This is a genomic window from Pseudomonas agronomica, assembly GCF_025917275.1.
Lineage (GTDB): Bacteria > Pseudomonadota > Gammaproteobacteria > Pseudomonadales > Pseudomonadaceae > Aquipseudomonas > Aquipseudomonas agronomica.
In genome coordinates this window covers 1-19034 of record NZ_JAOSHO010000055.1, presented here as the reverse complement: position 1 = coordinate 19034, position 19034 = coordinate 1, and the positions used below count along the sequence as shown (strand labels likewise).

15 protein-coding genes are annotated in these 19034 nt (G+C 60.7%); 2 read left to right on the top strand and 13 right to left on the bottom strand.

All coding sequences use genetic code 11. The features are described 5' to 3' along the window. Nucleotides 1-45: 45 nt before the first annotated feature. From OC610_RS07010 to OC610_RS06985, 6 genes are read right to left on the bottom strand one after another with little or no spacing between them, the layout of a single operon-like run. Entirely contained in the window at nucleotides 46-1683 is a 1638-nt protein-coding gene (locus OC610_RS07010) for a BatD family protein (protein WP_264427163.1), read from the bottom strand. Next, nucleotides 1680-3413 (bottom strand): vWA domain-containing protein, encoded by a 1734-nt coding sequence (locus tag OC610_RS07005; protein WP_264427162.1) that lies wholly within the window; start codon nucleotides 3411-3413, stop codon nucleotides 1680-1682. Before OC610_RS07005 ends, OC610_RS07010 begins: the two co-directional genes overlap by 4 nt. Next, a complete protein-coding gene (locus OC610_RS07000; RefSeq protein WP_264427161.1) occupies nucleotides 3410-4489 on the bottom strand; it encodes a vWA domain-containing protein in 1080 nt (359 codons plus the stop codon). Before OC610_RS07000 ends, OC610_RS07005 begins: the two co-directional genes overlap by 4 nt. Next, complete coding sequence (locus tag OC610_RS06995; protein WP_264427160.1) at nucleotides 4482-4976, bottom strand: DUF4381 domain-containing protein; 495 nt, start codon at nucleotides 4974-4976, stop codon at nucleotides 4482-4484. Before OC610_RS06995 ends, OC610_RS07000 begins: the two co-directional genes overlap by 8 nt. Next, nucleotides 4973-5917: a DUF58 domain-containing protein gene (locus tag OC610_RS06990; RefSeq protein ID WP_030142595.1), complete on the bottom strand. Its 945-nt coding sequence runs from the start codon at nucleotides 5915-5917 to the stop codon at nucleotides 4973-4975. The genes OC610_RS06995 and OC610_RS06990 overlap by 4 nt, the downstream gene beginning before the upstream one ends. Nucleotides 5918-5926: 9 nt before the next feature. Continuing rightward, nucleotides 5927-6886 carry an AAA family ATPase gene (locus OC610_RS06985; protein WP_030142594.1) on the bottom strand — a complete coding sequence of 320 codons (960 nt, stop codon included), beginning with the start codon at nucleotides 6884-6886 and terminating at the stop codon, nucleotides 5927-5929. Nucleotides 6887-7226: 340 nt separating this feature from the next. Here OC610_RS06985 and OC610_RS06980 point away from each other — a divergent pair, with 340 nt between their 5' ends. Continuing rightward, entirely contained in the window at nucleotides 7227-7595 is a 369-nt protein-coding gene (locus OC610_RS06980) for a hypothetical protein (RefSeq protein ID WP_264427159.1), read from the top strand. 184 nt (nucleotides 7596-7779) lie between these two features. Here OC610_RS06980 and OC610_RS06975 read toward each other — a convergent pair whose 3' ends face one another. The 7 genes from OC610_RS06975 to OC610_RS06945 form a co-directional block, all read right to left on the bottom strand. Further along, a complete protein-coding gene (locus OC610_RS06975; protein ID WP_264427158.1) occupies nucleotides 7780-9495 on the bottom strand; it encodes an ATP-binding cassette domain-containing protein in 1716 nt (571 codons plus the stop codon). 33 nt (nucleotides 9496-9528) lie between these two features. Next, the gene (locus OC610_RS06970; protein ID WP_264427157.1) at nucleotides 9529-10701 is read right to left on the bottom strand and encodes a YcaO-like family protein; all 1173 of its coding nucleotides are present in this window, start codon (nucleotides 10699-10701) and stop codon (nucleotides 9529-9531) included. A 567-nt stretch (nucleotides 10702-11268) separates the two neighbouring features. Then, nucleotides 11269-12246 carry a 2-hydroxyacid dehydrogenase gene (locus OC610_RS06965; RefSeq protein WP_264427156.1) on the bottom strand — a complete coding sequence of 326 codons (978 nt, stop codon included), beginning with the start codon at nucleotides 12244-12246 and terminating at the stop codon, nucleotides 11269-11271. A 13-nt stretch (nucleotides 12247-12259) separates the two neighbouring features. Continuing rightward, nucleotides 12260-13558, bottom strand: a complete 1299-nt coding sequence (locus tag OC610_RS06960) for an MFS transporter (RefSeq protein WP_264427155.1) — start codon at nucleotides 13556-13558, stop codon at nucleotides 12260-12262. A gap of 86 nt (nucleotides 13559-13644) precedes the next feature. Further along, complete coding sequence (locus OC610_RS06955; RefSeq protein WP_264427154.1) at nucleotides 13645-14625, bottom strand: sugar kinase; 981 nt, start codon at nucleotides 14623-14625, stop codon at nucleotides 13645-13647. Then, the gene (locus tag OC610_RS06950) at nucleotides 14618-15400 is read right to left on the bottom strand and encodes a sugar phosphate isomerase/epimerase family protein (protein ID WP_264427153.1); all 783 of its coding nucleotides are present in this window, start codon (nucleotides 15398-15400) and stop codon (nucleotides 14618-14620) included. The genes OC610_RS06955 and OC610_RS06950 overlap by 8 nt, the downstream gene beginning before the upstream one ends. 154 nt (nucleotides 15401-15554) lie before the next feature. Then, entirely contained in the window at nucleotides 15555-16580 is a 1026-nt protein-coding gene (locus OC610_RS06945; RefSeq protein WP_332880462.1) for a LacI family DNA-binding transcriptional regulator, read from the bottom strand. Nucleotides 16581-16824: 244 nt separating this feature from the next. On the opposite strand from OC610_RS06945, the gene OC610_RS06940 reads away from it, so the two are divergent. Then, the gene (locus OC610_RS06940) at nucleotides 16825-18978 is read left to right on the top strand and encodes a WG repeat-containing protein (RefSeq protein WP_264427152.1); all 2154 of its coding nucleotides are present in this window, start codon (nucleotides 16825-16827) and stop codon (nucleotides 18976-18978) included. The last annotated feature ends 56 nt before the right edge of the window (nucleotides 18979-19034 follow it).

Here is a 19034-nt window from a genome sequence, read left to right as displayed (position 1 = left end):
GCCATGCAGCCATGCAGCCATGCAACCCAGCGGGAGCTGGAGCCCTTATTTGGGATAAAGCGGCGGCAAGCTCGAATCACTGGCGCCGTCCGGCGTTCCTTCAAGCGGCGGAATGGTGCGGATGGCCCGCCACAAGTCCTCGCCTTGCCAGTGCTGGCCGGTTTCGCTGTAGAGGGCGCCATTCAAGCCGTCGAGGGCGTCGGACAGCGGCACGAAGCGCGCCGCCATGTCGGCGAGGGTCTCCGGTTGCTGCCGGGCCCAGGCGTCCAGGGCCTGGCGAGTGGCGTGCGGGTCGTTGGCCAGGCAGGCCCGCTTGAGGTCGTCCAGCAGGGTGCGCGGGCTGGGCCCGGCCTGGGTCGAGCGCAGCACCGCCGGTTGCCGGCGCGCCCGCCACCACAGGCCGAAACCGAGCAGTGTCGTACCGGCGAGGATGAGCGTGCTCAATTGCCAATACCACAGCGTCTCGCTGTCAACGGTCGTCACGATTTGAGTCGTGCCCGCCGGGGTATCGACCATCAGGCTCGGGTTGTTCGCCACTTGCAGGGTCCGCGCGGGCAGGCTGGTGCGGTCCAGGTGATCTTCCAGGGTGTTCCACCAGACCACTTCCACCGGTGGCAACTCGATGGTGCCGCTGCGGTTGGGCACCAGGGCTTCGCGGTCTTCACGGCTGCCCACCAGGCCGCGTTCGCTGCTGCGGCTGCTGAGTACCGGTTGGTCGGGGTAACGCCGCAGGCCGTTGATCTCGGTCGCTGGCAGCGGCGGCAATTGGGCGCTGGTCAAGCCTTCGGCTTCCAGGGTCAGGCTGCGGGTCAGCGAGTCGCCGACCTGGCTATGGGTCGGTTCCGGGCTCCAGCTTTCGCTCAAGGAGAGGCTGCGGGCCGGAAGCCAGGGGAGGTCGGCCGGGTAGCTGGCGGGCTTTGGCTTGACGGTCAGCATCAGTTGCGTGGAACTCACGCGCATCAGCTGGCCGGGCTTGGCCCCCTGCGATGCGGTTCCCTGGGCCACCGGCTCGACCAGCGTGGCGCTGAAGGTCTGGGCCGGGATCGCCAGTTCGCCGCTGCGCTGCGGGTAGATGCCATAACGCAGTTCGATCACGCCGTGGCGCACGCCGTTGATGACTTTTTCATAGGTGCGCGATTCGCCCAGTTGCTCGGTGCGAGCATCCGGGATATGCAGCGGTGTCAGGCTGCTGTCGTCATACAGCGACACCGAATGGTAGATTCGCAAGGTCAGGATGGCCTGGGCCTGTACATACACTTCGGCCTGGTCGAGGCTGGCCTCGATGAACACGGGCTCAAGGGTGCCGGAGGCGTTGCGGGTTTCGCTTTCGATGACCTGCAGTGTGATCGGCTGGCTGGTCACTTCACCCAATTGCAGGGGGGGAATCACCACGGTGCCGCTCTGGCGTGGGAGTAGCGTCACGATCCAGCGCGTGGTGGCGCGATTCTCGCCGTCGAGGGTGGTCAATTGGTTGACCTGGCGCGTGCCCCGGACATCGAACAGCGCCTGCAGCGGGCTCAGGTCAGGTTTGCCGAACAGCGTGGCGTCGTTGGATTCCAGCGTCAGCTCGACGGTCTCCCCGGAATTCAACCGGCTGCGATCCACGCTGGCAGTCAACTGCGCGGCCTGGGCCCCGGCGGTCCAGAGCAGCAAGGCGAGGAGGAAGGCGGTGAAGCGGGTCATGGGTGTTTTCCCTGGGCCTGATGGCTTTGCTGTTCATACCAGAATTTTCGCCGAAGCAGTTCGCCCGGGTTGTCCGGGATCTGGCGCAGCCATTGTTCCAGCGCCTGGCGTTGTTCTTCTTCGTTGCGTTGGCCCGCGGCCGGGCGAAGCGGCGGGGTGGTGGTCTGTTCGTCGGGCAGTTCACTGCCCGGCACATCCTGGGCGCCGGACGGTGGGGCCTCGCTTGCCTGGGCATCGTCCGGCGCGGCGGTCGCTTCGGAGGAAGGATGCCCCTGTTCGGACGATTGGCTCGGCCTGTCGGTGTCCTGCGGTTCCTCGGAAGGAGACGGTTCCGAGGTCTCGGCAGGTTTTGGGGGAGCCCCTGGCGGGGTCTGTTCTTGCAGCAAGCTTTCCACCAGCGCCTTGTTGGTCTGTGCCGGGCGCAGGTCTGGTTGCAATTCCAGGGCCTGCTCATAGGCGTCGATCGCGGCGTCCAGCTCGCCGCTGCGGGCCAGGGCGTTACCGCGATTGTAATGGGCGCGGGCGTCGTTGCCTTCGGCAAAGCGCTGGGCGGCTTCGCTGTACCGGCCGGCTTCGTACAGGGCGACCCCCTGCCATTGGCTGTCCTGGAAATGCGCGGCGGCCTCGGCGGGGCGCTTTTGCTTGAGCAGGTGTTGGCCCTGTTGGTCCGGGCGCAACCATAAATCCTCGAACTCGAAGGCATGGCCGGTCTGCGGCAATGCCAACAGCAATGGCAGGCAGAAAAGCCAACCGCGCCGCCCGGCACACGCTGCCAGTAGCAACAATGGCAACAGCAACCAATAGCCCTGGTCCGCCCAGGTGTCCAGGCGCAGTTTCTGGCCGTCGCTGCGCAGGTGTCGCGGCCCCTCCAGCAAGCCCAGGCCGCGCAGGTCCCGGTCATCCAGGCGTGCCGGACGGTAGCGGCCGTCCAGCTCATTGACGAAGGACTTGAGGCCCGGGCTGTCCAAGCGCGGAACCAGGATCGCGCCCTTTTCATCCTTCAGATAACTGCCGTCATCCTGGGCCACTGGTGCGCCTTCCCGGGTACCGATCCCGAGCATCAGCAGCTGTGTGGCGGAGCCGTCCAGGACCTGGCGAATGCCTTGGCGTTCTTCTTCGTTCAGGGAAGAGCCGATCAGCAGGATCCGCCCGTGGCCAAGCCCGGCCTGGTCCAGCAAGGCCATGGCCTTGTTGACGGCCAGGTCGGCCCGGTGGCCGCCTTGGGGCATGATCGACGGTTTCAGGGCTTCGAGCAGGTTGGCGCTGGTGGCGAGGTCGTCCGACAGCGGGACCAGGGTGTGCGCACTGCCTGAGTACACGATGATCGCGGTCTGCGCGTCGCTGCGGCCATGCAGCACGTCCAGCACTTTGCGCCGCGCCTGTTCCAGGCGCGTGGGCGGGACGTCGGTGGCGAGCATCTCCGGGGTCAGTTCGAGGATGACCACCAGCGGATCGGCGGGTTTCTGGCTGGTCTGTTCGACGCGCGTCCAACTGGGGCCCAGCAAGGCCAGCACCATCAGCAACCAGCCCAGCCCGAGGGCTATCCAGGGCAGCTTGCTTTCACGGCCGCTGCCGCCGCTGAGCAGCACCGCGTGAAAGGCCGGGGGCAGGATCATCTGCCAGCGACCCACGCGTTTTTGCCGGTGCCACAACTGCCAAAGCAGCCAGCCCAGCAAGGGCAGCAGCAGGATGAAACCGGGGCGCAGCCAATGCGGCCAGAGCGCGATCATCGGCGCCTCCGCAGGCGCAGCCGCTTGAGCCGCTGCCGCCATTCGGACGGTTGTGACGGCTGGAACAAGGGTTGGGTGAACAGACGCTGCAACGGGTTATCCGGCCAACGTTCCCTGGCCACCAGCAACAGGCTCAGCAGCAGCGCGACAGCCAGCGGCCAATGATAAAGCGCCTGGGCCGGACGGGCCTGGGTCGGCTGTTGGGTCACCGGCTCGAGTCGGTCGAGGGTGGTCTTGATCGTGAGCAACTGCTCACCGTCCTGGGCACGGAAATACTGGCCGCCGGTGACCTGGGCGATTTCCCTGAGGGTCGCTTCGTCGAGATCCAGGCTCGGGTTGACCCCCAAGAAGCCCGCCGTGCCGCTTTGCTCCGGATCGGCGCCTACGCCGATCGTGTAGATTTTCACGCTTTCATCGGCGGCCAGCCGGGCGGCAGTCAGGGGATCGATTTCACCGCCGTTGTTGGCGCCATCCGTGACCAGGATCAGTACGCGGCTCTGGGCCGGACGCTGGCGCAGGCGTTTGAGCGCCAGGCCGATGGCATCGCCGATGGCGGTGTTCTTGCCGGCGATGCCAACGCGCGCCTCATCGAGCCAGCGCCGCACGGTATGACGGTCGAAGGTCAACGGTGCCTGCAGATACGCCTGGCTGCCAAACAGGATCAGGCCGACCCGGTCGCCTTCGCGGCTTTCCAGAAAGTCCCCGAGCATGCGCTGGACCAGCCCCAGGCGGCTGATGTCTTCTTCCTTCCACTGCATGTCAGGAAAATCCATGGACCCGGAAACGTCCACGGCGACCAGCAAGTCGCGGCCGCTTGCGGCAATCGGCAACGGCTCGCCCAGCCACTGCGGACGGGCGGCAGCGATCAACAGCAGCAGCCAGAGCAGGATGAAGGGTGCCTGTTGGCGCCAGGTGGGCAGGTTGGCCCGGGCGCGACGCCCCACGAGACCTTCGAGGTCTTCCAGGAAACTGACCTTGAGTGCCGGCTCGCCGCTGTCCGCCGCCGGCAATACCAGGCGCATCAGCCAGGGCAACGGCAACAGGACAAAGATCCACGGCCAGGCGAACTCAAACATGTTTGCGAATCCAGATCTCGACGGCTTGGGTCAGGCCGGCGATGGCTTTGTCATCGAGCTTGCATTCGGGCTTGTAGGCACCCTCCACCAGGATCATCCAGCGAGTCAGGCCGGCGGCCGGGCAGCGGTTGTCCAGGAAGGCCAGCCACTTGCGCCCGTTGAGGGTGTGGCTCTGGCTGTAGGGATAATGGTTGCGGCACAAACGCTTGAGCAGCCCGTTGAGTTGCTGCAACCAAGCCCCGGCCGGCGCGCCGTCGTAGGGTTTGGGCAGCAGCGCGAGCTCGGCCAGCGCCGCCAGGCGGACCGGGTCCAGCGGCTGTTCGGCGCGGGCGGTGTTGCGCTTGACCGGAATGAACCGGCGCAACTGCCACGCCCCCACGCCCAGTAGCGGCAGCAACACCAGCAATAGCCACCAGCCCGGCGCGGGCGGCCAGAATCCGATGGGGGGCGGGGCCATGAGCGGTTGCAATTGGTCGAGGCGGCTCATCGGGTTTTCCCCGGCCGCTTGGGGTTCAGGTATTCGCGCAGCTGTTCGACCATGTCGCCCTGGGTGCTCAAGGGCAGCATCAGGATCCGCAGCTTCTGGGCCAGCATTTCCCAGCGCTCCAGCCGTGCCTCGGCCTGGGCGCGGTAGGTCTGGCGCAACTCGACGTTCAAGGTGTCGAGTTCCAGTTGCTCGCCGCGCTGGGCAAAACGCAGCAGTCCGGCGGCGGGCAGGGCGTGGTCCAACGGGTCGGACAGTGGCAACAGCAACAGGTCGCAATGGCGCGACAGCAAACTCAGTTGCTGTTCTGCGCTGTCGGACAAGGCGCGCTCGTCGCAAATCACGATCGCCAGGCTGCCAGGGCGCAGCACCTCGCGGGCGCGGCGCAAGGCCACGCCGAACGAGTCGCGGTCCGACTCGCCGTCGGTGTGCAGCGACTGATTGACGCGCACCAGGCGGTTGAGCAATTGCAGCAGGCTTTGTTTGCTGCGCCGTGGCTTGACTTCATAGTGAGTGTTATTGCCGAACACCAACCCGCCAACCCGGTCGTTGTGCCCCAGTGCGGCCCAGCCGATCAGGCTGGCGGCCTGGGCGGCGAGCACCGACTTGAAGATCAGGCCGGAACCGAAGAACAGCCGATGGCTCTGTTCGATCATGATGAAGATCGGCCGCTCGCGCTCTTCGTGGAACAGCTTGGTGTGGGGCTCCTGGGTCCGTGCGGTGACGCGCCAGTCGATGGTGCGCACATCGTCGCCGGCCTGGTAGATCCGCACCTGGTCGAAGTCCACCCCGCGCCCGCGCAGCTTGGAATGGTGCAGCCCGATCAGCGGGCTGCGCTGGCCGGGTGTGGAGAACAACTGCACTTCGCGCACGCGGTGGCGCATCTCGATCAGCTCCGAAAGGCTGACGCGGATGCCCGGGACGGGCGCCAGTGGGTTATTCATGATGAATACTCAAGCGACGGCGACGACGTCGAGAATCCGCTGCACGACCCGGTCCTGGTCAATGCCGGCGGCTTCGGCTTCGAACGACAGGATGATGCGATGGCGCAGTACGTCGAACAGCACGGCCTGGATGTCTTCCGGGCTGACGAAGTCGCGCCCGGCCAGCCAGGCGTGGGCGCGGGCGCAGCGATCCAGGGCAATCGAGCCCCGCGGGCTGGCGCCGTAGGCAATCCACTCGGCCATCTCCGGGTCGAACTTGGCCGGGTTGCGAGTGGCCATGATCAGTTGCACCAGGTATTCCTCCACGGCGTCGGCCATGTACAACCCGAGGATCTCCTTGCGCGCGGCAAAAATCGCCTGCTGGCTGACACGACGCTCGGGCTTGGTTTCACCATTCAGCGCTTCTCCCCGGGCCTGCTGCAGGATACGGCGCTCCACCGCGGCGTCCGGGAAGCCAATTTTCACGTGCATCAAAAACCGGTCGAGTTGGGCTTCGGGCAATGGGTACGTGCCTTCCTGCTCGATCGGGTTCTGCGTGGCCATCACCAGGAACAGCGGCGACAGTTCATAAGTGCTGCGCCCGACGCTGACCTGCCGCTCGGCCATGGCCTCGAGCAAGGCCGACTGGACCTTGGCCGGGGCCCGGTTGATTTCGTCCGCCAGCACCAGGTTGTGGAAGATCGGCCCCTGCTGGAACACGAAACTGCCGGTTTCCGGACGATAGATCTCGGTGCCGGTGATGTCGGCCGGCAACAGGTCGGGCGTGAACTGGATGCGATGGAACTGCGCTTCGATGCCCTCGGCCAACTCCTTGATCGCCTTGGTCTTGGCCAGTCCCGGCGCGCCTTCCACCAGCATGTGCCCGTCGGCGAGCAGGGCGATGAGCAGGCGCTCGATGAGTTTTTCCTGGCCGAGGATCTGCGTTGAAAGAAAGGTTCGCAGCGCCAGCAGCGCTTCACGATGTTCCATCGATGACTGTTCCTGGAAAGGGTGGCCCAGGCGTTCGGATAACGCCGGGGCTGGGGGCGTTACTTTAATGCATGGCAGGGGGTGGCGACTAACGGGATTTTGATGGGGGTGTGGATTTGTGATCGGTTTGGATCTGGTGTGGGAGCGGGCTTGCTCGAAAAAAAGCCGGCTTATCCCGCATCATCATCCCAGGCAGGTCGCCATCGCGAGCAGGTTCGCTCCCTCAGGGATTGGCGGTGGACGCAGTACACCTGTTATTTCTGACAGTAGACGCCTGGTTTTTTGCTCAATAAATTGGAGGCGGGCTATGAGGCCCAGCGTTTTCTTGAGGAGTCATTCCATGAGTTTGCGATTGGTGTCCACAGATGAAGATCTTAAAGTATTGATCGCTCGTGTTGAGAGTGATGCGTTAGTAACACCTGTCGAGTTCAGAGAAATCCGGGAAAAAGCGGATATCGAAATCGATAGCATTACCGAAGAGTCGTTCCGCCAAGCTCTTGAAGTTTTTCAAGGTGCCGCTGATACGGTCGCTGAACGATTGCAAGACCTCGCCTTGGCGGTGAGGCGAACCAAACTTGGTGTGCGGGATAATAAAGATCGCCAAGCGAATTCTGAAAAGGAGCGAATGAAGCAAAGTTTGAAGAGGGCCGTCGAGTTTCAACTGGCTTACATTGTTCTGGCTTACCAATCCTCCCTTGAGCGGCTTTAGTTCAGATACAACAACCTCGGTCCCACAGGTTCATGATGCCTGGAGTAGAGCACTCACTAACTGAGGGGCTGCTGTGAGAGCGAGCTTGCTTGGGAAGGCCATCGGACCGGCGACAACCCCGCCGATCCATGGTGAGCGAGCCTGCTCGCGATTACCGTAGTAGGTCCGGCACTTCATATTTTCGCTAGTTTTGAATCCGAATCTCATCCACCAGCAGCTTGATTGCTGGCCTGTCGATAAGATCCAGCCACGGACCGTCCTCCACGATTGCCCCGTCATGCATCACAATGACCCGGTCAAACCGATGCAAGTGGTCAATGTCATGGGTGACACATATCAACCCCTGCCCGGAAAAAACGTCGAATAACAGGTCCCATAGAGGCGTGGTCAGCCTGGGTTCGATAGATGCGCTTGGCTCGTCGAAGATATTGAATTTTCCGGGTTTATTGATAAGACGCAGCAGTGATAGGCGTTTGGCTTCGCCGCCGGAGATATTCGATGCGTTTTCGCTGACCTGCCGTGTTGTCACAATCTCATCCAGCTCCAATTGCCGTATGGCTCCAGACAAAATCGGCGATGCGCTGCCTCCGAACAGAACCGATTGTTCAAAAGAACCTTCCAGAAATCGCGGTTGTTGGGGGCAGTATCTCAAGGCGTCCAAGTGGGCTTGGCCGGTCAAAAGTGAGACCGGTACCGAGTCGATGCTCAGTAGGTCTCGCTTTGATGCATCAAGCCCGGCGAGGAGTTCCAGAAAAGTGGTTTTGCCTGCGCCGCTAGGGCCCGTCACGGCCACTGACTGCCCTTGCGCAAATGCCAGGGAGCGTTTGATCGACAGGCGAAGCGGTCCCGTTCCCTCCACTTCGCAGGGTCCGAGTTCCAGAACTGAGGAGCGCTGGGAATCAACCAAGGCCATTCGATTGCTGCGATCGAAGTCCGGGAGTGATAGCAGACCCTGAAATTGACGCTGGTCTGCAAGGAACTGATCAAGAACACGATACCCTTCAGTCAAGGTTGAGATACTGAGCAGATAACTCCCCGCGATTGAAAAAATGGCAACCAACTGCCCGACACTGATACTGGGCTGACCCGAAAGCTGGTCCACGACGCCCCAGTAGAGCAACCCCCCAGTGGAAAGGCTTACGAACAATATCTTGGCGGTGCTCAGCAGGCCGCCAGAGGATGCCGTAGTCACGGCAGCGCTGGCATAACGTCTGAACGCCGCGTTCAACGGGTGCAGGGCAGTAGGTATGGCACCTTCCAGCTTTATGTTTTTCCCCGCGTTGAGGGTGTTGTAGAGGTGTGCACTTAACTCATCTTCCTGTTCATTGACTGCATCGATGTGCTTTCTTCGCCATTTGATAATTTGGTGGATGGTAGCCAGATAGATAACTCCGGATGCCGTCATGCTCAAAAAAATTTCCCCGCCCCCTATGTAAACAAAAGCCCCCCCAACAACTATGAACTCCAGGAGTACGGGGAGCGCAATGGTTACAATGAAAGTGAGTAGTTGTTCGTGCGCAGTAATTCCGCGCTCGACCGATTTGATGAAGTGACCGATTCTCCAAGAGGTGAATAACGAAAATTCTTTACCGATGAGTTCGGTGATCCACTCAATGGAAGCGTTCATGATAATGCCCTGTACCAGCTTGGACAGCGCATGGAGCTGCAGAGGCGTGATGACGGCATGAGTACATCCCGCGACAATCAGGCCTGCCGTCATTGCAAGTAGAGTGCTCGATGCTGGATTGCTATTGTCTTGCAGGGTATCGATAATGGTTCCGAGTAGCAGCGGGGGGGCAAGTGTGATGAGCTTGAGTGCGATAATTGTGATTACGGTTGTTGCTAGAAGTTTGGCGTGTTTTTTATAGGCGGTTTTTATCATTGCTCGGATGCTGTGCATATACTCACTCCTGGTTGCTTTGCGTTCGATAATTCAACCGCGTAACACGTGCTGAGGCACCACCAAGCGACCGTTTCTAATGATGTTGAAGCGCTCAAGTCCTGGAATATAGATCTGGGTGACGATGCTGTTGTTTGAGAAGCGGGCTACCGTTCGGTGGAAGATTTTCATTTTTTTAATTGATAGGTTTTTTTGCAGCTCTTCTAATTGTGCGGAGACTGTCATGGGGTCGATGTGTGCGGGAGCGTTTATGATAGGGAGTGTCGTTTTTATGATGGGTGCGAAGTCAATCAGGTTTTTTAGGTGTCTTGATTTAGATAGTAAGTCAAAGGTCTCTCTATCTATGGATTCTTCGGCGGCGCCATATAAATCTTCGGACTGGAACTGTTCAGTAACTGCCCTTTGGATTGCAGTGTGGATTTCAAGCGAACATCCGGAGCCAATGGGCGAAAGATGGTGAGCTCCAGGGCCTGCTTTGGGAAATGCCACCGCAAAATAAACCGACAGCACGTCCTTGATGATGATCACTTGCAGCCTGTCCGCTGACGTCAAGGCAGCGGGGTGGCTCGTCAGCGCTGTTTCAAGCAAGGCGGTAGAAGGTGTGTACAGTTCGATTGCCGGACCGAGGCCACAGACAGCCATGTAGAAAAGAGACAGGATATGCCTCTCGATTGTTTCGTGGATACCATGTAGCAGTGCTTCGTTCTCTGTGCAACCAAAAGCAATTCCTGAGTTTGATGAATAGCGAGATAGAAAACGCAGTGCGGAATTAGAATCTTCGTGGATGTTTTGTGTCGTTTCAGGGCATAGAAGGATGCACGGCGCGAATAGCTCTTCAGTGTCATTGAGCGAGGTAAGCCTAAAGCATTCGATTAAATTTTCGGTGAGAGGCAGGCTGGTAAAAATCCCATCTTCTGCAACTGCTTTTTGGGTAGCTATTTTGTCGGAGCGGTATCGTATGGGAGCATCAGTCAGAGGTTGAAACGTGCTGAAGTGTTCAATGCTTTCCGCCAGTGCGCCTATTAGCGAGTCAGGTCCCTTGCCTGCTCCTGATTCAACGAGGTTGTCGTTGTCATCAAACAGTTCGGCCGTTGCTACTAGCTTGGATGGTGTTGTATACCGTGTTACTGCACTGAGGCCCAGTGTATGGAGCGTGGACATGATATTGAATAGCGCTTCGGTGGGTGATAGTTCTCGTTCTGACATATGCATCTCCATTAAAGGATGCCGAAAGGAGATCCTTTCGGCATCTGTTCGCCGATATTTAATCGGTCACTGGCTTAATTGGTCAGCGACGCGAAAAAAACGGCTTCCGTTGCGAGGAGGTCCTTAGAAAGGCCTAATGCCTGCGGCAGGCCAAAAAAGGTATGATTTATTTCAGAGCGTTTCCTACCCATGTCGATTTACTCCAATTTAGTTAATGGGCGTCGCGATGCGAGAGCCCAACTTGCGTTTGTTCGCAAGTGATTAATTAATAGCATTGGGGTGATGTGAAGGCTATTGCGTGACTTCCTAGGCTAACGTAGGTTTGTTCTTGCCATTGAGTAGGAGGGAGATGTAGGAATGTAGCTGCTTTGTCGGAAGTGTGGTTCTTCTCTACTGTTTGCGCCGTTTGGGATGTTTATATTATTTTAAGAAAGGATCAAAAGGATAATCTGGCAGCGGCGTTCTAAGGTGGGAGTGCCCCGGAAAGGTTGTGTTGCGTGCACATCAAAAATGAATACAGTTGCCATCGCGATCTTGCTTGCGATGGCACATTTTGAAGGGGCAATGTCAGAGCGTCCACGCCCCCGGATTCACCAAATTCATAGGTCTTTCACCCGCCAACGCCGCCAGCAGGTTTTCCACCGCACAACGCGCCATCGCCTCCCGGGTCTCATGGGTAGCCGAGCCCATGTGCGGGGTCGCCACTACGTTATCCATCTGCAACAGTGGTGAATCCGCGTTCAGGGGCTCGTGCTCGAAAACGTCCAGCCCGGCGCCACGGATCTGCCCGTGGCGCAAGGCGTCGGTCATTGCCGTTTCGTCCACGACCTTGCCCCGGGAAATATTGATGAAGATGCTTTCAGGGCGCATCTGGGCGAACGCCCGTGCGTCGATCAGGCCTTCGGTCTCGGCGGTCAAGGGCAAGGTCAGGCAAATGAAATCCGCTTGTTGCAGCAGCGTGTCGAGGTCGCAATAACGCGCATTGAAACGCTGCTCCACGGCAGGCTTGGGCGAGTGGCTGTGATAGAGCACCGGCATGCCGAAGCCGAAGTGTCCGCGTTGGGCCAAGGCTTCGCCGATGCGGCCCATGCCGACGATGCCCAGGGTCTTGCCATGGACGTCGCTGCCGAAATGTCGTGGGCCGATGCTCTGTTGCCAACCGCCCGCGCGAACCAGGTTGGCCAGCTCCACGACGCGGCGGGCGGTGGCGAGGATCAAGGCGAACCCAGTGTCGGCGGTGGTTTCGGTCAATACATCCGGCGTGTTGGTGAGCAGGATCCGGCGTTCGGTCAGGTAATCGATATCGTAATTGTCGACGCCTACCGAAACGCTGGCGATCGCCTCGAGATTCGGTGCCAGGTCCAGCAGTGACGCATCGAGCTTGAGGCTCGCGCCCAGCAGGGCATGGGCGCTGGGCAGGGCGTCGCGCAGTTGCGCCAGGCCCTGGGCATCGAGGCGTTCGATAAGGGTGACCTGGGCCTGAGCTTGCAGGCGATCCATCAGTTGCGCTGACAGTTTCTTGTACAACACCACGTGCTTTTTCATGGGATCTCTCGATTCAGGAACGGACAGGCGCCGCGTGAGGCGTCACGGTTTTCGACACGACCCGGTCGCTGGCGCCGGGCTTGAGGGCCAGGGTCAGCACCACCGACAGCAGCAAGGCGCCGCTCATCAACAGGAAAGACATGCCAGTGGAACCGGTGGAGCCGTTGAGGTAACCCACCAGATACGAGCCGCCGAACGAACCCAGCGCGCCCATGCTGTTGATCAGCGCCATGGCGCCGCCAGCGACATTGGCCGGGAGGATTTCCGGAACGATGGCGAAAAACGGGCCGTAGGGCGCATACATGCAGGCCCCGGCGATCACCAGCAAGGCGTAGGACCACCAGAAATGCTCAGCCCCGAGCAAGTAGGATGCGTAGAACGCGATGGAGGCGACCAGCAGCGGTGGCCAGACAAAGCGCTTGCGTTTCTGCACCTTGTCCGACGCCCAGGACACGATCAGCATGGCAACCACGGCCGCCAGATAAGGCAGCGATGACAGCCACCCGGCCTCGACCATGCTCATCTTCAGGCCGGCCTTGAGGATCGATGGCAACCACAGCACAAACCCGTAGACGCCGATGCTCCAGAAGAAAAATTGCAGGGCCAGGATGATCACTTTGGGCGAGCGGAAGGCCTCGGCGTAGTTCTTCACCGCCTTGATGCCCACCTGCTCGGCGGCCAGGGCGCTTTCCAGGTCTTGTTTTTCCTGGTCGCTGAGCCACTTGGCCTGGGCTGGGCGATCATCGGCCAGGCGCCACCAGACGAAGGCCCAGAGCACCGCCGGCAGGCCTTCGATGATGAACATCCAGCGCCAGTCGAATTGCTGCACCAGATACCCTGATACCACCGACATCCACAGCATGGTCACCGGGTTGCCGAGGATCAGGAAGGTGTTGGCGCGCGAGCGTTCGGCCCGGGTGAACCAGTGGCATAAATAGACCAGCATCGCCGGCATCACGGCGGCTTCCACCACGCCGAGCATGAAGCGGATCACGATCAGCCAGTATGCGTTGGAGACCACGCCGGTGAGGGTCGCCAGCGAGCCCCAGAGGATCAGGCTGACGAAGATCAGCTTCTTCACGCTGTGCTTCTGCGCGTAGATCGCCCCGGGCACCTGGAAGAAAAAGTAGCCAAGGAAAAACAGCGCGCCGAGCAGCGATGACAACCCAGGGGTGATCATCAGGTCTTCGGCCATGCCCGACGCGGCGGCAAAGCCATAGTTGGCCCGGTCGAGATAGGCCAGGCTGTAGGTGATGAAGACGATGGGCATGATGTACCACCAGCGGCGGGTGGCGAGGTTGAGCGTTTGCATGTCGTTGACTCCTGAGCTTGTTGTTTTTGTTCAGCAGGTGCGTTTTGCGGTGGCTTCAATCGCGAGCAAGCTCGCTTCCACAGGGTTTAGCGTTGGCCCGTGTGGGAGCGAGCCTGCTCGCCAATAGCGGTTTCAAATTCAGCTGACAGTTCATCGCGCGTCGGCAGTCCTTCCATGTCCCCACGGCTCTGCACCGCGCGGCTACCGATCCAGTTCGCCCGCCGGACCGCCTCGGTGATGTCGCGGCCTTCGAGCAGTGCGCTGATCAGGCCCACGGCGAAACCATCCCCGGCGCCCACGGTGTCCACCACCCGTGCCACCGGCACGCCGGCGATGAATCCCTGGTCGAGCGCGGTGCGGTAATAAGCGCCGTCCGGGCCGAGCTTGATCACCACGGCTTCGGCGCCCAGTTCCAGGTAGAACGCGGCGATGTCGGCCGGGTCGTCAAAACCGGTCAGCAATCGACCTTCACCGAGGCCCGGCAAGACCCAGTGGGCGAGGGCGGCGTGGCGATTGATCTCGCGGATCATCGTCGCTTCGTTCGACCACAGGCTCGGGCGCAGGTTGGGGTCGAACGACAGGCTGCGGCCGGCCTCGCGCATGCGGCACATCAACTCGAAGGACATCGCCCGTGCAGTCACCGACAGCGCTGGCACGATGCCGGTGGCATGCAAGTGACGGGCGGCAAGCAAGGGCAGTGCGATGGAATCGACGGACAAGTGGCTGGCGGCTGAACCACGCCGGAAATATTCGACCTGCGGATCGCTGCCATCGTCGGTGCGGGACTTGAGCTGGAAACCGGTGGGGTGCGCCGGATCGACGGCCACGTGGCGACAATCCAGGCCTTCCTTTTCCAAGGTCCCCACCACGAAGCGTCCCAGGGAGTCGGCGCCGACCCGGCTGAGCCAGGCCACTTGGAAACCCAGCCGCGACAAGCCGATGGCCACGTTGCTGTCGGCCCCGGCGATGCGTTTGTGAAACTGGTTCACGTCGGCCAGGTCGCCGGTTTCGTCGGCCACCAACATCGCCATGGTCTCGCCGAATGACAGCACATCGAAGTTAGACATGGGCAGCCTCCCGGCGCGATTGCCCGAGGCGGGACAGGATGGCGACATGTTCAGCGGTCAGTTGCAGCAGGTCGTCGCCCTGCAACGGGTATTCGGCGGCACGCATCACGCCGACCGGCATGTGCTTGAGCAATTGTTCCCACAGGTGCAGGTCGGCCTGGCCGGGCGGAACGGCAACGAGCTTGCCATCGGGACGCCGGGCCACCGCCTTGCAATGGACGTAGGCGACATGTCGTCCGAGTTGCCGGGCCGCCACCGTGGCTGATTGGTCCTGCCACTGCCAGTTGCCGATGTCGAAGGTCATGGCGATGGGCAACCCGTGTGCTTCGATTGCAGCGAAGAAGCGTTGCAGCGGTTCGATCCGTCCGCCCTGAAGGGTCTGGTCGTTTTCCACCAGCAGTTGCACCGCGCTGGTCGCAAGGATGTCTGCCAAGGCTCTCAGGTCGTGGGAGTCGGTGAAATGACCGAGGGAAACTTTCAGCCACGCCGAACCGAACGCCTCGCCACGTTGCAAGGCGGTCGCCAGGTCGGGATTGGGCCTGGACTGGCCGGGGAGCCAGAGTTCCAGCGGCGAGGAATAGATGCTTTGCAATCCCTGGGCGTGAGCGCCAGCGGCCAGCTCGGCGGGTTGTTCGGTGGTCAGCAACTCTTCGCGCCATTCGATGCGCGACGCGCCGGCGGCGGCTAGCAGGTCGATGAAACTGCCTTGGCCGCGTTGGCGCACCAGGTCGGCGCCGTAGCTGGAGAGGCTGATGGAAACGGCTGGTTTGTTCATTGTTGTTGTACCTCTGAAACCGGTTTCAGTTTTGGTCAAAAAAATTAGGCGGTGTGTTTGGTGGCCTCTTCGCGAGCAGGCTCGCTCCCACAGCTCCGCGCAACACTGAAAATCCCTTGTGGGAGCGAGCTTGCTCGCGATAGGGCCCTCACCATCACCGACCATTCCCAAGTGTCGACCCACGCTCAATCAACCGCGCGGCAAAATCCAGGGTCTGCACCGGCCCGTTATCCCCCCGCAAACGCTTGAGCAGGCATTCGAAAGCGCTGGCGCCGATTTCGGCGGTGGGTTGGGCCAGGGCCGTGATGCCGCTGCCCACCAAGGGGTACCAGTCCAGGTCGTCGAGGGCGATCAGGCCAATGTCGTCGAACAGGTGGCAACCGAGTTCACGCAATACCTGGGTGGCCGCCAGCGCGGCGATGCCGTTGGCGCAAAACAGCGCCTTGGGGCCGCGGTCCGGCTCGGCGAGAAAGGTCTTGATGCGCAAGAGCAGTTGATCGCCGGTTTCCGCCACGACGCCGACCAGTGCAGGGCGTCGTTCGATGCTGGTCTTGAAGCGCTCGACCCGCTCGATCCGCGAACTGGTGCCATCGAACGGCTCGGTCACCAGCAGCACATCGCGGTAGCCGCGCTGTTCGAGGTGATCGAGGGCCATCTCGACGGCGGCCGGGTTGTCCAGCCCGACGAGGTCGGTTTCGAGCCGGTCGACCTTGCGATCCACCAGCACCATGGGCATTTCGCTGCGCAGTTCAAACAGCTCATCGCGGTGATGGCCCAGCGTGTTCACGATCAGCCCTTCGATGTTGTACGCGCGCAGGAGGGCCAGGTGCTGGCGTTCCTGTTCGTCGTCGCGGTCGGTGTTGCACACCACCAGGCTGTAGCCGTGACGACGGCAGGCGGTTTCCACACCATGCATCACGGCAATCGAATAAGGGTTGCGGATATCGGCCACCAGCATGCCGATCAGACGCGTGCGCCCACGCTTGAGGCCACGGGCCATCTGGTTGGGCCGATAGCCCAGCTCGCTGATCGCCTGTTCGATGCGCCGGGCGATGGCTTCGGAGAGAAGGGCGCGGTCCTCGCCGATGAAACGCGAGACGCTGGCCTTGGAGACCCCGGCGCGCTCGGCGACGTCGAGCATGGTCACGCGGCTGCGCTGGGCGGCGGAGAAAGAATTCACGGATTGAGACCTGTTTTTTTGGATTTATCGAGGTTCTGAAACCGGTTTCAGGAAACACCAGAACCCAATCGGTCGTCAAGGGGGGCGCGTCAGAGGTACGACCGACGGTGGTTCGCTTCACTCGGACAATGGCGACGATCCAGGCAGGTCTTCAGCAAAGTCGGGCCAACCAGGCGATTTGCAGCTCGCCAAGCCGTGTGGTTAGCTGCCTGCCTTTCCCAGCCCTTTGACTACCGAAGCCACTATGAACTTTACCCAGCCTCGTTTGAGATTGCTGTCGATACTGAGTGTGGCCCTGTTGGTGGTGGGCTGTGCGTCCTACTACTTGTTTCGCCACGGCGGTGCGCCGGTTGATGAAGGTTTCGGCGCCCAGGAACTGAACGAAGGGGGTATAGAGGACATCGGCGCGCTGGTGCCGCCCGAGGTGGAGAAGCGCCTTAATTACTTGATCCAGGATACAGGTGAAACCCTCAGGTCCCTGGAGCGGGTCAGTGAGGCGCAACTGAGCCTGACTGTCGAAACGACCGAGACGGGTGATGAGCAGCCGTTGCAATACGAGTCGCTGTTTGTCCCGTTCACCAGCGCGCAACTGAAGGCTGCGCTGGCCTCGATCCAGGACCTGCGTTTTACCCAGAGGCTGTATGCCGATGGCTCAGAAGTGAGGCTCGATACCGGCAGCCTTGAGCCGCTCTGGAAACGCGCCGCCACGCCGGATGAGCCAACTGCCGAGCAGTACCTGCCGCAGCGCCTGCGTTTTCGCGATGGCAGCGAACAAGCCTTCGCCGATCTCAAGGCGCCGCCCAGGGTCGAGTCCGACGACATGATAGCGTCCCATGACGCCTTCGCACTTCCCGTGAACAAACCGCTGGCGAGCGTAGGCCTGACGGTTGCTTACCGCAGCTATCCGGCATTCAGGAAAGTGATGCTGGACAAGGATCATCCGAAAGTGACCCTGGACGATGGCCAAGCCTTCCAGCTCACTGCCCTGGGTGATGGCAGCGCGTCCGTGCGCTTGAATACGCCGAAATTGTCGACCTTTGTGCTGCAGGGGCTGGATGATGCGGGCAGGGCGCTCTACAGCAAGGGTAACAACTCCTGGGCGTTTCCCTCCGACGGCGATATTGCGGCGCTGCATGATTATTACAATGCGCTGAAGCAGGCCAAGGACGATCTCAAGCAGTTCAAGACCGCCCAGGCGGTGCAACAGCAGTTGGAGCGCCTGGGCGAGGCGCTGGCGGCTCAGGCGGGGCCGTTTAAAAATACCGAGGTCGATTATCAATTCGAGGCCACCCCGCAACGCATCGTCATCCATGTACTTGATCCGATGGAAGACAACACCATTGCGTTCACCCAGGTCGACAATGTCCTGGCAGCACAAGCGCGTTACATCGCCCTGGACCGGAACGCCGAGCGCTACGGCTTCATTGATCAGGCCGGGCAATGGCTGATCAAGCCGCGTTGGGTGCAAATACAAGACAGCCTGATGGCTGATGCCTACACCTTGTTCTCCGAGGAAAAATCCAGCGACCCAGAGTCGGATGGTCGGGCGTTGCGCAGCCAGTTCGCCTACTTCCCCGCCGGTGGCAACAAGCTCGTGGACCTGCCGTTTGAATACATTACCGAAGCGTTGAGCAACGGCCTGTTGTTGGTCGAGCGTGAAACCAATGGTCCTTATGGGCTCTACGATGCCAGGAATCATCGCTTTGTATTGCCGATGAAATTCGTCAACCCTACCGTGACCGACAACGTGTTCATCGCCCGTCTCGGCACACGAACCGATCTCATGGAAGGCCTGTACGGTGCCTACAGCCTTGACGGCAAAATCATCCTGCCGACGCAGTTCTCCGGCATCGAGCACAGCAACGGGCTGCTATATGCCAGCTCCGCCGATCGGAGTCGTCAGGACGTTTTCGATCTGGCGGGTAGACGGATCAATCCCCAAGGCTACAACGTGATAGGCCGGTTTGTGGGCGAGCAACCGCTGCTGGTACAGGACACCAAAAGCAGCAAATTCGCCTTTATCGATCGCCAGGGCGAGCGGCTAGCCATCAAGTTGCCGTATGACGAGGTGGAGCCGTTTTCCAACGGCATGGCGGTGGTCGGACGTGATGGCAGCTACGGCGCCATCGACCTGGCGGGCACGTTGCGGGTCCCGCTGGATTACAGCCGGATCAATGCGTTCCAGACGCGTTATGCAGCGGCCACCCGGGCCGGTGATGGTTCCGGGCTGGTCTTGATCAGTCAGGACAACAAACTGTTCAAGGAACTCGGTTCGTACACCAGCATGAAGGTGTCGGAGAACAGCAATGACGCCCGTTATTACGTGAGGGATCGGAACAATGATGACGAGTACCTGGCCTATGACGCTGATGGCAATCTGGTGCAGAAAAACGAATAACGGTTGATGCTGTGGATATTGTGTGAAGTGTAGGAGCTGTGGAGCTGCTGAGCGAA